Origin of the sequence: Algoriphagus terrigena DSM 22685 (assembly GCF_000429445.1) — a bacterium.
Lineage (GTDB): Bacteria > Bacteroidota > Bacteroidia > Cytophagales > Cyclobacteriaceae > Algoriphagus > Algoriphagus terrigena.
Genome location: NZ_AUBW01000011.1, coordinates 95,598 through 111,222, shown reverse-complemented (window position 1 = coordinate 111,222; position 15,625 = coordinate 95,598). Strand labels below are relative to the sequence as shown.

Annotated in this window: 14 protein-coding genes; 8 read left to right on the top strand and 6 right to left on the bottom strand. The window is 49.4% G+C overall.

All coding sequences use genetic code 11. From position 1 onward, the window contains the following. The first annotated feature begins 150 nt into the window (after window positions 1-150). The 7 genes from polX (at window position 151) to G459_RS0111635 (ending at window position 6,945) form a co-directional block, all read left to right on the top strand. On the top strand, window positions 151-1,860 hold the full coding sequence (gene polX / locus G459_RS0111670) for a DNA polymerase/3'-5' exonuclease PolX (protein WP_026967811.1): 1,710 nt from the start codon (window positions 151-153) through the stop codon (window positions 1,858-1,860). 216 nt (window positions 1,861-2,076) lie between these two features. Further along, entirely contained in the window at window positions 2,077-2,364 is a 288-nt protein-coding gene (locus G459_RS0111665; RefSeq protein ID WP_026967810.1) for a hypothetical protein, read from the top strand. A 145-nt stretch (window positions 2,365-2,509) separates the two neighbouring features. Beyond that, window positions 2,510-3,079: an RNA polymerase sigma factor gene (locus G459_RS0111655; protein ID WP_026967809.1), complete on the top strand. Its 570-nt coding sequence runs from the start codon at window positions 2,510-2,512 to the stop codon at window positions 3,077-3,079. Next, a complete protein-coding gene (locus G459_RS0111650) occupies window positions 3,072-3,857 on the top strand; it encodes a hypothetical protein (protein WP_026967808.1) in 786 nt (261 codons plus the stop codon). Before G459_RS0111655 ends, G459_RS0111650 begins: the two co-directional genes overlap by 8 nt. A gap of 128 nt (window positions 3,858-3,985) precedes the next feature. After that, entirely contained in the window at window positions 3,986-5,032 is a 1,047-nt protein-coding gene (locus G459_RS0111645; protein ID WP_026967807.1) for a porin family protein, read from the top strand. Between the two features lie 149 nt (window positions 5,033-5,181). Beyond that, entirely contained in the window at window positions 5,182-6,000 is an 819-nt protein-coding gene (locus G459_RS27330; RefSeq protein ID WP_169725023.1) for an outer membrane beta-barrel protein, read from the top strand. 18 nt (window positions 6,001-6,018) lie between these two features. Further along, window positions 6,019-6,945 carry a DUF4097 family beta strand repeat-containing protein gene (locus G459_RS0111635; RefSeq protein WP_026967806.1) on the top strand — a complete coding sequence of 309 codons (927 nt, stop codon included), beginning with the start codon at window positions 6,019-6,021 and terminating at the stop codon, window positions 6,943-6,945. Between the two features lie 45 nt (window positions 6,946-6,990). Here the strand turns inward: G459_RS0111635 and G459_RS0111630 are convergent, their stop codons facing one another. Next, on the bottom strand, window positions 6,991-7,485 hold the full coding sequence (locus G459_RS0111630) for a hypothetical protein (protein ID WP_026967805.1): 495 nt from the start codon (window positions 7,483-7,485) through the stop codon (window positions 6,991-6,993). Between the two features lie 11 nt (window positions 7,486-7,496). Beyond that, a complete protein-coding gene (locus G459_RS0111625; protein WP_026967804.1) occupies window positions 7,497-8,600 on the bottom strand; it encodes a ferredoxin--NADP reductase in 1,104 nt (367 codons plus the stop codon). A gap of 212 nt (window positions 8,601-8,812) precedes the next feature. Between G459_RS0111625 and purB the strand changes: the two genes are divergently transcribed. After that, the gene (gene purB / locus G459_RS0111620; protein ID WP_026967803.1) at window positions 8,813-10,156 is read left to right on the top strand and encodes an adenylosuccinate lyase; all 1,344 of its coding nucleotides are present in this window, start codon (window positions 8,813-8,815) and stop codon (window positions 10,154-10,156) included. A gap of 66 nt (window positions 10,157-10,222) precedes the next feature. Here the strand turns inward: purB and ctlX are convergent, their stop codons facing one another. The 4 genes from ctlX to G459_RS0111595 form a co-directional block, all read right to left on the bottom strand. Next, window positions 10,223-11,155, bottom strand: coding sequence for a citrulline utilization hydrolase CtlX (ctlX, locus tag G459_RS0111615; protein ID WP_026967802.1), 933 nt, complete (start codon window positions 11,153-11,155; stop codon window positions 10,223-10,225). A gap of 3 nt (window positions 11,156-11,158) precedes the next feature. Next, the gene (locus tag G459_RS28955; protein WP_157373320.1) at window positions 11,159-11,887 is read right to left on the bottom strand and encodes a hypothetical protein; all 729 of its coding nucleotides are present in this window, start codon (window positions 11,885-11,887) and stop codon (window positions 11,159-11,161) included. Between the two features lie 918 nt (window positions 11,888-12,805). Continuing rightward, the gene (locus tag G459_RS0111600; RefSeq protein WP_026967800.1) at window positions 12,806-15,106 is read right to left on the bottom strand and encodes a xanthine dehydrogenase family protein molybdopterin-binding subunit; all 2,301 of its coding nucleotides are present in this window, start codon (window positions 15,104-15,106) and stop codon (window positions 12,806-12,808) included. 21 nt (window positions 15,107-15,127) lie between these two features. Continuing rightward, window positions 15,128-15,586 (bottom strand): (2Fe-2S)-binding protein, encoded by a 459-nt coding sequence (locus tag G459_RS0111595; protein WP_026967799.1) that lies wholly within the window; start codon window positions 15,584-15,586, stop codon window positions 15,128-15,130. Window positions 15,587-15,625: the final 39 nt, after the last annotated feature.

The following is a 15,625-nucleotide window of genomic DNA, read 5'->3' as shown; positions in this document are numbered from 1 at the left end:
TCGTCTACTGATCACTGCGCTGTAAACTACCTACTGTAAACTGCCCACTGATCACTGACCAACTTCCTGCATAAGATACCCTATCAAACTTTAAATTGAAACAATAATTGAAGACATTTGCCTAAGGACTGACACGAAAAAACGACTGTTTTGGATCATAAAACAATTTTAAAGAAACTGAAGCTGGCCATTCAGCTGATGGAACTCCACGACGAGAATCCATTCAAAATCCGCGGGTACCAAAGCGCGCTCATCTCGCTGGAGCGGATGGATGAGGATATCATGGAGCTCAGCGATGAAGAACTCGCAAAGATCAACGGAGTGGGCAAAAGCATCATCGAAGCGATCCAAAGCATGAAGGCTGCGGAGACTTTTCCGCTCTTAGTTCAGCTCCTGGAAAAAACCCCAACCGGCATCCTCGAAGTTCTCCAAATCAAAGGTCTTGGCCCGAGGAAAGTCAAAACACTCTGGGAGGAACTGGGAATCACGTCCACGCACGAACTAATGGAAGCCTGCCAAGCCGGAAAAGTCGCCCTGATCAAGGGATTTGGACAAAAGACCCAGGATACGATCATTCAAAATTTGGAGTTCAAGGCCTCCAATACCGGAAAATGGCTCTATGCCGATATAGAAAACACCATCGATCACCTTGCCAATTCCCTCCAAAGTCTGGTTGGAGATGCTCAGCTGGCAGTGGTCGGAGATTTTGCACGGAAGATGGAGATCATCTCCGAGGCCGAATTTTTGATTGCTTCGGCGAGATTGCCTGAGTTGAAGACACTGCTTAAAACCCAGACCTTGATCGAGTGGAAATGGAAAGAAGCCAGCCCAGCTACCTGGAGAGGAAAACTGCCGGATCTCGACCTGCATATCCTAGTGCACTTCTGCCCGCCAAGTGACTTCGTCTGGAGAAGGATGGCGTTTACTGGATCCAAAGCGCACTTATTGAGTTTTGTCACGGACACCGAAACAGTCGCCGAAAAGCTGATCAATAAAGACTACGAATCTGAGGAGGCTTTTTTCACCCAAAACAACCTCCAGTTCATCCCTGCGGAGATGAGAGAGGGATTTGGAGAAGTCGGGCAGGCTCGGGAAAACCGAATCCCACAGCTGCTGGAGGAATCTGACCTGAAAGGCATCCTCCACAACCACTCCACCTACAGCGATGGCAAACACAGTCTGAGACAGATGGCCGAACATTGCAGAGCGATGGGCTACGGATACCTCGGAATCTCCGATCACAGCCGCACCGCGAGCTACGCCGGTGGACTGGATATCGAAAAAGTAATCAAGCAGCAGGCAGAGATCGATCAGCTAAACATCGAGATGGCTCCCTTTAAGATCTTCAAAGGCATCGAAAGTGACATCCTTGGAGATGGAAGTCTGGACTATCCGGACGATGTGCTGGCGAGCTTTGACTTTGTCGTCTCCTCGGTCCATTCCATCTTGAACATGGACATCAAGCGGGCGACGGACAGGTTGCTCCAGGCCATTGCCAATCCCTACACCACGATCCTTGGACATCCCACGGGAAGACTTTTGCTCAGACGGGAAGGCTACCCGATCGATCACAAAACCATCATCGACGCCTGCGCTGTTCACAATGTGGTCATCGAAATCAACGCCAATCCCTGGAGACTCGACCTGGATTGGAGGTGGGTTCGCTATGCCATGGACCAGGGAGTGAAGCTGTCGATCAATCCCGATGCGCACGAGATGGAAGGCTACGCCGACATGAAGTACGGCGTGCTCGTGGGCAGAAAAGGCGGCCTGACCAAAGAAATGACCCTCAATGCACTCAGCAGTGAAGAAATAGCGGCTTACTTTGCGGAGCGAAAAGCAGGCGTCTCAAAAGTATAGAAAGTAGGTGGTAAGTAGTAAAAAGTACAAGGTATCAAGTATCAAGTGGCCATAACAACTTCCTGGCATGTGAGGTCACTTCTTGACTCTAGATTCTTGTCTCCTCCGTTCTTGATACTTATATCTAGATACTAGATACTATCCTTCTCGCTTCTTGGCTCTTGATTCTTACTTCTTGCGTCTAACGTCTTAACACTAACTACTTGATACTAAATAATGAAATGGTCTGACCTCCCCGAACCCGTGCTGCTCCAGCGATCGTTCCTCTTTGGAATCACGGGCATCATCCTCGGCGCGCTATCGGTGTTAAACTCCAACATCCATTACGTTGCCGCTCCTATGGGCCCGCTGAACGGCGTAAGCATATTTCTCCAGTTTGCAGGCTTGGGTACGGCGATCTTGGTTTTGAGAAAAAGAAAAATCGCCCAGGAATTTAAAGAGAAAGCTCAGATTTTGATCCTCGTGCAGACAGTGGCCTTGCTTTTCTTCCTGTTTTCGCTTTGACCTTAAAAGGTGCCAATTTCAAAGGCCGGAAATCAACTGATTTTCAGGCCTTTTATTTTATGGGAGAAAATATTTAACTTTTTTTTAGATCCACACGCAACCATTTTTTTCAGCCCTGCATCTCCTTATTTGAAAACCAACCGGAATGTTTAACAGATCCAATTTTTCTACCGAAGAAGGAATTATCAAAGGATGCCTCAAGGGTGAGCGGTCAGCCCAGCGTCACTTGTATGATTCCTATTCGGGGAAATTTTTGGCCATCTGCATGCGGTACCTCAAAGACCGCGAACATGCCGAGGATGTGATGATCGAGAGCTTTATGAAAATCTTCGAAAAACTGCCCCAGTTTCAGCACAAGGGAAGCTTCGAAGGCTGGATGAAGCGGATCGTGGTCACGCAGGCGTTGATGACTTTGCGCAGCAACCGCCATCTCATGATGGAAGTCAACCTGGAACCCGAGTACGAATACAGCAACCATCACTACGAGCTGACTCATCTCGAGGCCGCCGAACTGATGGAGCTGGTGCAAGGACTTCCAGTCGGATACCGCACGGTTTTCAACCTGTATGCAATCGAAGGCTATGCCCATCAGGAGATCGCGGACCTGCTGGGAATCACCGAAAGCACTTCTAAGTCACAATTGAATCGGGCACGAACAGCGCTCAAAGAAAAAATTGCCAGTCTGCAACCAAAAACCAAGACGAACCATGGCTAAGACAAACGAACAATTCGATCAGCATTTCAAGGAAAAGCTGGACGGACATCGGGAAAAACCAAGTGCACTCGCCTGGGATCGGCTAGAAAGCCAGCTCCCCAAAAAATCCAACCCGAAACTCGGTGTTTGGTGGGCGATTGCTGCTTCGGTGACTGCTTTGCTGGTCGCAGGCTATTCGTTTTGGCCAAGTGAAGACGCAATTCCTACAGAAAAACTCGTAGCAGAAAAGACCGAAATCCCTGCCAAGCCCCAAACACAGACTGAGCCGGATACCTCTGTGATTTCCCCGGAAATCATCGAATCAAAAGAGGAAACCGAGCCTGTCACCAGTAAAAACCTACCTGAGAAAAAAGTAGAAACTGCGCCGAAGACCAAGCCAGCTCCTGCTCCGATTCAGTCCCAAACTCCTCAAAACCTGATCGCCCAATCGGAGATCAAGTCCAGCGAGTCCCCGGTAGCAGTGCCGCTGCCTGAACTCAAGGCCGAAGAGCTTCCGACAGCGATGCCTGAATTGAAAGCTCCGGAAATGGAACGTACCGTCGCTCAGGCGTCTACTACGACCGAGGAAGAGCCACTGTACCGCGTGAGCATCTACTCCAACGGGATCAAAAAGGGCGAACCAACAGACAAAAACCTGATCACCGAATTGGGCAAGACTGTCGGACATGTCGAAGGCCTTCTGGGCAAAGTGGACGAAGGATTTGCGGAGATCCAAGACAGAAAGGACAACCTCTTTGCCGGAGGACTTGCCATCAAAAAAGACCGCGCTGAACGATAGAAAACTAAACCAACACAAGCATTAACACGCACCATCCCATGAAATCGAGCCTGACAAAAACGTCACACAGCGGTGTGAATGTCAGAAAAGCGAGATTCCATGAGGCGTTAAAAAAACATCCAATAGACATGAAAAAATACCTGCTTTTATTTTGCCTAATGGCATTGGTTCAGGTGGCATTTGCCAGTGACCTGAAAGACTTCCCGATCCAAACCAAGCACACCGTACTGCAAGACAGCGTCGTGATCGAATTTGGCAAATCCGGAAAAGTAGTCATCACCGTGGACTCCAAGGAGGATTTTGATAAACTCAAACTGATGAACATCAACCAGATCATCAGCGAGCTGGACTTGGAGAAAAACGAAGAAACCGGTGAACTGACCATCGTGGAGATCCGCAAAAAAGACGGAACCATCAAGGAAGTGGTCAAAGTCTATGAGGACTCGGGACAGACCGAAGTAAACGTGGCCGGGATGCGGGTCTACGTCGATGAGTCGGGAGACAATACCAGGGTGAAATTTGAAACCGGCACGAAAAAGAACTCTGACCCACCCTTCCGATCTTTTTTCAAATTTGATCTTGGGGTGAACAACTACCTGGACGGAACGGGAAGCTTCCCGACGTCTGACAAACCCTACGCCGTCAAAGGATGGGGCAGCTGGATGGTCGGCCTCAACTGGATGGCAGCGCAGCGAATCTCCAAGGGCTTCTATTGGGATTTCGGGATCGGATTCCAGTTTTACAACTTCAAATTCGAAAACCGCGACTACCAAGCCGTGCGTGGCGAAGATGAGATAGAGTTCGTCCAGAGAACCGACGTGGACGGCTTCAAGAGCAAGATTTCCTCCTCCTATCTGACCGCCATGACCATGCTGGAGCTGGACTTTGGCAAGATGAATGACCAAGGCCGAAAAGGCCTCAAAGTAGCCGCTGGCCCCTATGTCGGCTATCGTTTGGGCGGACAGTCCAAGTATGTCTATCATGAACTGGAAGGCTCCGGCAGACGCAAGGACAAGCAAGACACCGGCCTTTACTTGGAAAACCTCCGCTACGGCATCCGCGGTGAGATCGGTTTCGGACGGGTGAAGTTCTTCACTGCCTACGATCTCAACGAGCTTTTCCAAGAGGGAAAAGGCCCCGAGCTCAACCCCATCACTTTCGGAGTGGTTTTCTAATCCTCTCAGGGGAGAGCCTTCTCCCCTTTTTTCAAACCATTTTTAAACCAAGCCAACGATGAAATCGAGCATGCCCCAGGCGTCACACAGCGGGTGGTTTTTAAAACATGCGAAGATTCCATATGGCCGTCAAAAAAAATTATAATCATATGAAAAAACTTAAGCTAACCGCAGTTTTTCTGATGCTATTCACTTTGGGAGGATTTGCCCAGAGTACCGATTCGAGCAAAGTTGTCTCCAAAGAAAAAGAATACACCATGATGGGGAAATCCTGGAAGGTCATCAAGTACGAAGACGGCTCCAAGTCCTACGAATGGGAGATCGACGAGAACGAATACAACAACTATCATTCAGAAAAATCCTCGAAATTCAAATACAATTTCCTCGAATCCGAAGTCGGTATCAACATCTGGCCGGAAGGCAAAGGTGCGCCACAGGTGAAACCCTGGGGCAGCTGGTTTGTCTCTCTCCAGTCTGTGGGCACATGGAAAGCCAGCAAAAACTTCCACCTCAGATCCACAATCGGCGTCAGCTGGTACAACTTCAAGTTTGAGGACGAAGAGATCTACGCGCTCAAGACTTCTGACGGATTGGAGTTTGTGGACTACACCGAAGTCATCGACGATCCTAATGCCGATCCGATCAAGTCCAAGATCTCAGCGTCCTACGCCACGCTTACCATCGTCCCTACCGTCCGGACAAACAACGGTAAGATGCGTTTCGGAGCGGGCGGGTATGCCGGCTATCGACTGGGCGGCCGAGGCAAGTTTGTCTACGACTCAGAGGGTGACAAAGTCAAGGACTTCACCAAATCCAACATGTACGTGGAGAACTTCCGCTACGGCCTTCGATCCGAAATCGGAATCGGCGATGTGACTCTTTTCTTCAATTATGACTTAAACGATCTTTTCCAAGCGGGATTGGGGCCAGAGCTCCAAGCCATGAGCTTCGGTATCAGAGTAGACTAATCACAATCTTCAATTGCTATGAACACTACACTTAGAAAATCATTTCTTGCGCTGACCCTGACGGTCATGAGCATGGCAGCGTTTGCCCAAAACGTGCTGGTAGACTCCAAAAAGGCCTACTCAGGAATCAAGAGAATCGAAATAGAAAGCGGCTGGCTCAATGTCACCTACAAGGGCGGCGCTGCCTCCGACGTCAATGTCGAAGCCTACCTCGAGTCCAACAATTCGGATCAGGACATAGTATTTGTCACCGTCGGCGATGTGCTGAAGATCAGCCATGCCCGCAAGCAAAACAACTACAACTGGAACACCAAAAACAAGGGATACCTCAATATCACCGGTCCGGAAGGCATTGCGCTGGATGTCAGGGGCAGTTCAGGAAACGTCATCGTGGAGAATATCTCCAATGACAACACCTCCCTGCGAGTCAGCTCGGGAAATATTACCGCCACCAACATCACTGGCGATCTGTCTATCAGTGCGACTTCCGGTAACCTCACCGCTGACGGAGTTTCAGGAAATGTCTCCAGCGGGCTGACTTCCGGCAACGGCAACTTCTACCGAGTGAAGGGAAACCTCGACTACGAATCCACCAGCGGCTCGCTCGACGCTGACGGAGTGGATGGAGAGATCAATGTAAAACTCACCTCCGGCAATGCCAAAATCAACAATGCCGGCCCATTGGGAACGCTCCAGTTCACCTCTGGCAACGTGAGGGCTACCAATGTTGACCTGGGTCCCAACACGAAATTCAGCGGTACCTCGGGCAATTTCCGTGTGCAGACTAGCTCCGATCTGAAATCCTACAACTTCTCGCTGAAGGCTTCATCAGGAAATCTGAAAGTGGGCAGTGTCAATACCGGCAAAAGCCTGGAGATAGACAATGGATCGCCCAACTGGATCCGCGGAAATATCTCCTCAGGAAACATTACCATTGAGAATTGAGAGATTTGAAATCTAAGGTTTGAGATTGAGTATAATCTCAAATTTCTAACTGATCTCCGGCCGGGACGCTTCTCTGATGAGCTCCCGGTCTTCTTTTTTCAGCTTCATCAAGCGAGCCATCCGGTCGGGACTCGGCTTACCCAGCGAAAAGAAAACCATCGTCACCGCAAAGGTCAGGGTGAAGATTGGGTTTTGAGTCAAAAGCAACCCCAGCGTAGCCAAGAGAGAAACCAAAAAAAGTATCCAAAAGCGCTGTTTCGTGGCCTGACAATAGGTTTTTACTTTTTCAAGAAGTTCAGGCTGGTCAAGGGCTAATTTGATTTTCCCTTGGAAGATCACATAGTGAGCCACTAGGATCATCGCCGAAAAGCCTGCCAACGCCCATTCCAAAAACTCGGGAACTTGCGGCAATCCCCAATCGATCTTGCCAGAACTTTGGTAGAGATACACCATCGCAAATGCCGGCAAAGCAAGTATCAACAGTAGAACGGTGAGTCGCTCTGTGTCCCGGTAGATGGTTCGGATTTCCTGTAGTTCCAAGATGTCGCGGTTTATTCGATGTTGATTTTGACGTCGTCGGTGAGCGGTCTGGACACGCAGCAAAGTATGTATCCGGAGGCAATTTCCTTTTCGCTCAGTCCCGCGTCCTCATCCATCTTCACCTCACCGCTCAGTAATTTTCCGCGGCAGGCGGTACAAAGTCCACTTTGGCAGCTGTAAGGCATGTTCAAATCCGCTGCAAGTCCCGCTTCCAATACAGTCTTGGAGGGGTCGACCGTGACCAGATTTTCCTCCCCTTCTAATACAATCGTAACGTCCCGGGAAAGGATGCCGTGGCTGATTCCTGCCAGCGCCTCCTCGTGTGCCAGATGGGCAGCAGCCGAGAAGAAGTTTTCCTGATGAATGCGCTCTTTGTCAACTCCCAGTTCCTGGAGGATTTCCTTCGCCGCGCTCATGATCCCGTCAGGACCACACATGAAGTAGACTTCCTCGTATCGCTGTTCATATTCCGCACGGGCGATGAGTTCTTTCAGCACGCCAACGGAAAGTCTCCCTTTCCGGCCAGTCCAGCTTTCAGAAGGCTGGCTGAGGTTATGGATTACCTTCAGCCGTTCGGGATTGGCTTTTTCCAGCAGATTAAGCTGGTCTCTGAAGATGATTTGCTCTTCATTCCGACTGCTGTAGATCAGCGTTATGATCGAATTGGGCTCGTTTACAAGGACTGATTTGAGTATCCCCATCAAGGGCGTGATGCCGCTGCCTCCTCCGATCAGGAAGAAATGTCTGCGGTTTTTGGAATGAAAATCCGTCGTAAAATGCCCCAGCGGTTTCAAGACGTTTATGGTCTTTCCAGGGAAGATTTTCTCGTTCAGAAAGTTGGAAAAAAGTCCGTCTTGGACTCGCTTGACCGTGATACCGGGAAACGGATCCACAAATGGCGAGGTGCAAAGCGAGTAAGATCTGCGTTGCTCTTTGCCCTCAAACTCCATCACCAAAGTCAAAAACTGGCCGGGCTTGTAGTCTAAAAATGGCTCAGGCTGCTCAAAATACAGCGTGACTGTGTCGGCAGTTTCTCGTACTACTTCTCTTACTTTAAGCGGCAAAAACGGATTGACTTTTACCTCTTCTTTCTTTTTCTTGAAGAAATTGAACATCTGAACTTGGTGATTTGGCTGCAAAATTAAGCCCAAAACTGGGAAAACCGGCATTCGCAGCGGAATTTCCACTCTAAACCCCAAAAGTGAAAAGTAAGTTTGTCTGAGACGGATAATTATCGCGGTTAAATCCCGATTTTGAGGGCAATGGCTTAACTTTGCGGCTTCCGAAAATCGGACCCAAATTCTTTGCTCCGCCAAATTAAAACAGAATGGAATTAAATGCCCTGACAGCCGTCTCATCGGTAGATGGCCGCTATGCCGGCAAAACTGCCCCACTACGTGCCTTTTTCTCTGAATTTGCCCTGATCAAATATCGAGTACATGTGGAGGTGGAGTATTTCATCGCGCTCAGTCAGATACCACTTCCGCAACTGGAAGACTTTGACCACTCTTTCTTTCAAAAGCTCCGTGACTTGGTCAAGCAGTTTAGCATTGAGGACGCCGAATGGATCAAGACCACCGAGCGTACAACCAATCACGACGTCAAGGCTGTGGAGTACTTTCTGAAGGAAAAGTTTGACGGGCTGGGTCTGGAGCCTTACAAAGAGTTCATCCACTTTGGACTCACTTCTCAGGACATCAACAACACCGCAACACCGCTGATGCTGAAAAATGGGCTTCAGGAGGTGATTTTACCGCTTTTGGGTGAGGTGATCGAGCGATTGACAGACTTGGCTGAAGAGTGGAGTGACATTCCCATGCTTGCCAAGACCCATGGACAGCCTGCCTCCCCAACCAGACTGGGCAAAGAAATCAATGTCTTTGTGGTTCGGTTGAAAAAACAACTGGAGCTCCTCGAGCAAGTTCCCTATTCCGCCAAGTTCGGCGGGGCAACCGGCAACATGAATGCCCATCAGGTGGCCTATCCGGAGATGGATTGGAACGAATTTGCATTCACATTCGTGGAGAATTTCCTCGGGCTGGAGCGTTCGTATCCAACTACTCAGATTGAGCATTATGACAATCTTGCCGCGACTTTTGATGGGCTGAAGCGTATCAACACCATTCTGCTCGACCTGTCCAAGGACGTGTGGCAATACGTGGCCATGAACTATTTCAAGCAAAAGATCAAAGCCGGAGAGATCGGCTCCTCCGCGATGCCACACAAGGTCAATCCAATTGACTTCGAAAATGCGGAGGGAAACCTCGGCATTGCCAATGCCCTGCTGGAGCACTTGGCCGCCAAACTTCCGATCTCCAGACTGCAGCGTGACCTGACCGACAGTACGGTGTTGCGGGTGATCGGGGTGCCTTTGGCACACATGCTCATCTCCCTGGAGTCTTTGCAAAAAGGACTGGGCAAGCTTGAGCTAAACCGTGCGGCAATCGACGCCGATCTGGAAGACAACTGGGCAGTTGTAGCCGAGGCGATCCAAACCATCCTAAGAAGAGAAGCCTTTCCGAAGCCGTATGAAGCGCTGAAAGATCTGACGCGCACCAATTCCAAAATCACCGAAACCTCGATCCGCGAATTCATCGCAAACTTGCCGATTTCGGATGCTTTGAAGGCCGAATTGAGTCAGATTACTCCGTTTAATTACACGGGGATTTAAATATTGGCGATCAATCAGTCTCCACCGCCGTGAGTGTCCGCTCTCACGGCTTTTTTTGTGCGCTGGCTACTGACCTTTCGATAAAAAAATCTCCGCCATCATGCAGCGGGCGCTGCCTCCGCCAAGCTTTTCGATGGTTGGGATCTCGGGACTGATGATCGTCGTATAGCGTTCGATAGACTGGATCTGCCCCACGGACAGCGAGTCAAGAGCAGCTTGAGACATCACCGTAAACCGCTCTCCGCCGTCATTGCTCACCTCCAGCATATTCCCCGCAAAGTTCGATTTTTGTTTCAGCGTAATGGGAATGACTTTTTTGCCTGACTTGGTCAAGGACTCTTGAACCCGTTGTTTTTCGGAGGCTTTGCGAATGCTATCCAGGCAGACCACCGCCAGGTCCGTCCCGATGTGCATCATTACATTGCTGTGATAGATCGGACCAAACTCACCATTAACTTCCTGCACCGCATGAAATCCGATTACTTTATACCCCAATAGCTTGCCGACATAGTCCAAGGGCACCCGATGCGTCCGTTGCGAAAAACAGGCATAAATCACCTTTGCCTGATGATCCATGACCATGCTACCCGTTCCCTCCAAAAACTGTCCGCTTTCTTCGAAAAAACTCAGATCCAGAATCTCGGTTACCCTAAACCCGGAATGGATCAAGCCCTCCACAATGTCTTTTCTACGCTCCAGCCGTCTGACTGGAGAAAACATCGGGTACAGGATCAATTTGCCGTCAGGATGGGTGCTAAACCAGTTGTTGGGAAACACTGCGTCAGGCTTTGCTGGACTTTCCGAGTCTTCAACGACGAATACATTTACTCGCTGATCTCTGAGCAAAGCCACAAAACCGTCAAATTCCTTTCTTGCCAGTTCCCGGATTTCCCCGGCGCCGCGATCATCCTTTCGCTGGTAAAAGTTGTTTTCCGCAGTCTCGGGATTAAACCCAAAGTTGGCGGGACGAACCATAAGAACAGTGGCGCTGGTTTGCATGACTCAGTTTTTCGAAGGATAAAAATACAACACGGGCTTGATGTCAAACCGCTTTTCACTGATCGTATAATATGCCTTTCCGTCTGGACGAAACCCAATTGCCTCGCCCTGCGGTTCCGGCACATAGGGAAGTTCCTTTGGAGATCTTGAAAGTGCTTCTAATATCGTTTCTCCAGCTTTTCTGTCCCAACAGTAAACCTTAAAGTAATTTTTGATCAGGATCCGGCTTCCATCCTGACTGATGTCCGACGCTGTTGCACTCGTGAGCGGAAGCTGGACCAACCGTTCCGCCACGACGTCGTCCTTACCAAAATCAGTCGATTTGATGCGAAAAAGCGTGTTTTGTTTGTCCCTTTTGGACACCACAAATAAGTCTCCTGAAATCGGGTCCACAAACAAACTTTCGGCATCTCTGGCGCCCTCCGGATAGGTAAACGTTAGCACCTGAGGTTTAATCGTTACGTTTCTTGAAAGATCGTCGGGCTCGGGAAACCGATAGACCTCGACCGCCTGATGAACACCCAAATTGTCGCCGATTTCGCCCAAGTAGACATACGACTTTCCTCCGGGGCCCGGGCCCACCGCGATATCTTCCCAGTCCCGGTTTTCCACGCCTTCTAGCGTTATTTTCCCGAGCTCATTCCCCAGAGAGTCCAAGACATACACCGCAGCCTCTCCTCCACTGTCGGTATGAGTATAGAATTTATCCGGATGGTTTTTTGAAAATGCCATACCGCTCATTTCTTCTAAAATCGGGTTTCCTATCGTTCCTATTAGTATTCCTGGCAAATAAAGAGAGTCGGAGGTCTGCTGGGCAAAAGTTGAAACGGAAAGAAAAAACAGGAGCGGAAATAGTTTACACATGACTATCTGAGTAAGTCAAAAATACGAGAAAAGATTTTGTCGACTTAAATACAGGTAAAATTCAGATTATTCCCAAGCAGACGACCGCGAAAAAGGAGCGATCCCCAAGGATTGATCTGCTCGACCTCATCAGCTGATAAATATGGTTGAAAAATCTTCATCTAATACAAAGATAAAAAATGCCGCAGTACCGGATTAAAACCGACTTTCCTAAAATTATTTTTTCAAAATCTCCTTTACCCAAAATAAAAACCGATAATCAAGTATACTTAATTATTTTTTTTCGTAAAGTTGAGCCGACAAACACAAAAATAAAGCGTCAGATTCTACTTGTTGTATTAAATTTTCTAAACACCTAATTCGAGTTCTAAAGGAACTAACCCGTCTTGAGGTCGGTAAGCCAAGTCAGCAAAGCGCATCTGAACGCCAATGATAAGCAGCACAAATTTGAAAGAATAAGCAGTTGGAGAAAGTCCACCAGACAACCGGGCTGAACCGATTGGCTTGGGTTAAAAATAAATTAATAGATAGATTGGGTAATTGTTAGTCCGAAACCGGGGGAGATATTCTTCCCCGGTTTTTTTTGTTGGACCTGATAATTATCAATTGATAAGTCCCCTGCGGTCGGACTTGCCCTTAAAAAATAGAGTTCTGAAGTTGGAAAGCGAGATGAATCCGCAAACTGAAAATCAGAAATCCAGTCTAAAAAAAACAGTCAAACCGAAACCAGTGGAGAACTAACAAACTGTCCCGGGCTTTGATCTGACTGTCTTTTGGAAATACTTATTACGCCTTGAACGGCAATTCGTAATTCCTTTTACCCGTCAACTTATACACCGCATTGGCCAATGCAGGGATGAAGGGCGGCACCGGCGGCTCACCCACTCCTGTCGGCTTCTCCTTGCTCGGCACGATGTGCACATGGATCTTTTTGGGAGCCTGGGGCATTCGGATGATCTGGTAGGTGTCAAAGTTGTTTTGGACCACTTTGCCATTTTCCAAAGTAATCGCAGAAGTGGTCGCCAAACTGGTTGCAAACTGCGCCCCACCCTCAAACTGCGACCGAACCCGGTCGGTATTCACAGCGATACCACAATCCACGGCATAGTGGACCTCAGGAATGAGAAGATTACCAGCGGCATCCTTTTCCACCGTGACTACACAGGCCACGTAGGTCAAGAAACTCTTATGGGCAGCAAATCCAATGGCTTTGCCAGCGGCGAGATTAGCCTTCCAATTTGATTTTTCTGCTACGGTCTCGATCACCTTTTTCATACGTGCAGTACTCCACGGGAAGTCTTCGATTTTCTCTCCGTAGTTGCCATAGTCTCCGACCATCTCACCAGCAAAGACCAGATCTTTATCTTCACCCAAAAGCGCAATCGCCTGATCAACTGGATCGACCCCTTTGGACTCTGCGATCTCATCCAACATCGAACCGATCGCAAAGGCATGATGAATATTGCTCACCGAACGCAGCCATCCAATGCGGGTATGTGCGGTAGTCTCGTGGGACTCGATGCGAATATTTGGAACATCGTATGGGAAATCGCGGCAGCCAAGATCCAATTCACCGTCAGAAGGAGGCGCAGCATCGAGCCCCGCACCGATCGCTGGGAACACCGTGTGATGATTCCAACCGCTTAGATTTCCAGAATCATCTAGGGTAGCCACGATTCGCTGAGCACTGTGGGAATGGTAGTAATCGTGATGAAGATCACAAGATCTGGTCCATTGCACCCGTACCGGGACCCCAGCTGCTTTGGAAAGCAGCGCCGCCTCCACCACATAATCGGGTTTGGATTTTCGCCCAAATCCCCCACCCAGCAGCGTAACATTGAGTTTTACTTTTGGAAGCTCCACTCCCAAAGCGCCTGCCACCGCACCCCTTGCCCACTGGGGATGTTGACTTGGCGCCCAGATTTCCACCGAGCCATCAGCTTTGACATCTGCGATAGCCGCAGGCGGCTCGATGGTAGAATGCGCGTAGAATGGCGCCAGATAGGTCTTTTCAATTACTTTTCCTGAGGAAGACTTTGCCTTGGAAAAATCTCCCCGTTGCCTCTTCACAGTACCTGCAGACGCAGTACTTTTCAGCATTTCCTGAAGCTGCGCGCTGGAATTATAAGTCTGGTTGGGGCCCAAATCCCACTCAACCTCGAGTGCCTCGCTGCCCTTGATTGCTGCCCAGGTATTTTCTGCCAATACGGCTATTCCTTCAAGCGGCTTATCCAAGGCAGTCGGAAGTCCCGCACCGTCGATCTTTACAACTTTCTTCACACCCGGTATTGCCAAAGCCTTTTCATCGTTGAAAGAAACAGCTTTTGCGCCCACCACCGGACTCCGCCTAACCACCGCGATCAACATATTGGGCAGATTCACATCGGCACCAAAGACAGCTTTGCCCGTCGCAATATCTTGCGCATCATAGATGGGAACATCGGTTCCCACCAATTTGTAGCTGGAAAATTCCTTCCAAGTCAGCTGCTCATCTTTTGGCAGTTCCATGGTTTGGATTTGAGCGACCAAATCACCAAAGGGAATCTTCTTACTTCCACCCTTCAAGATAACATGGCTGGCCTCGGTATCGCATTCTGACGGATCCACGCCCCACTCCTTTGCGGCAGCCTGCACTAGCAGGTAGCGGGCCGTGGCTCCGGCCTTTTTCATCGGCTCGTAAAACATCCTCACGGAGAAAGACCCATCTGTATTCTGGTTGCCGTACTTTTCTTCATCTCCTTCGGCTTGGACGATTCTCACTTTGCTCCAATCCGCTCCAAGTTCGTCTGCGACAATCATCGGAAGCGAGGTGCGAATCCCCGTTCCCATCTCGGAGCGGTGCGCCAGGATGGTGACGATATTGTCCGATCCGATGCTGACAAAGACGTTGGGAGCAAAGGTGATCAGTTCTCCCTTGGGTCCGCTGCATTGGAAATTGATCCCCAAGACAAATCCGCCGGTGGCGAGTGAGCCGATTTTCAGGAAATCCCTTCTGGACGCCCGGAAGATCTCACTGCGATCCCCTGTGCTGAGAGAAGTTGAAGTCGCTGACTTCTCTTTTTTCAAAAATGGCAATTTTGGCATCATGCTGTTGCTGATTTAGGGAGGTTAGAGGGATTGAGAAGCGGTAAGGATGGCGTCCTTGATTCGGTTGTAGGTGCCGCAGCGACAGAGGTTTCCCTGCATCGCAGCTTCTATGTCAGATTCTGATGGACTGGGGTTTTTGGTCAGCAAAGCGGCCGCATTCATGATCTGGCCCGATTGGCAGTAGCCACATTGCGGGACAACATGCTCCACCCAAGCCTTCTGGAGCGGATGACTGCCGTCTTCAGAGAGACCTTCGATCGTGGTGACTTTACCACTCCCCACCTCGGAAACAGGCAAGCTGCAAGATCTAACCGCCTCACCGTCCAGATGAACGGTGCATGCCCCGCATAAGGCCTGCCCGCAGCCAAATTTGGTGCCTTTCATATCCAACAAATCCCGGATCACCCACAGCAGGGGCATATCTTCCGGCGCGGTGACCTCCTGGGTTTTACCGTTAATTGAGAGCTTATAGTTTTCCATCGATTGAAGGATTTTTTTTTGAATTATTAAGTTAGAGAA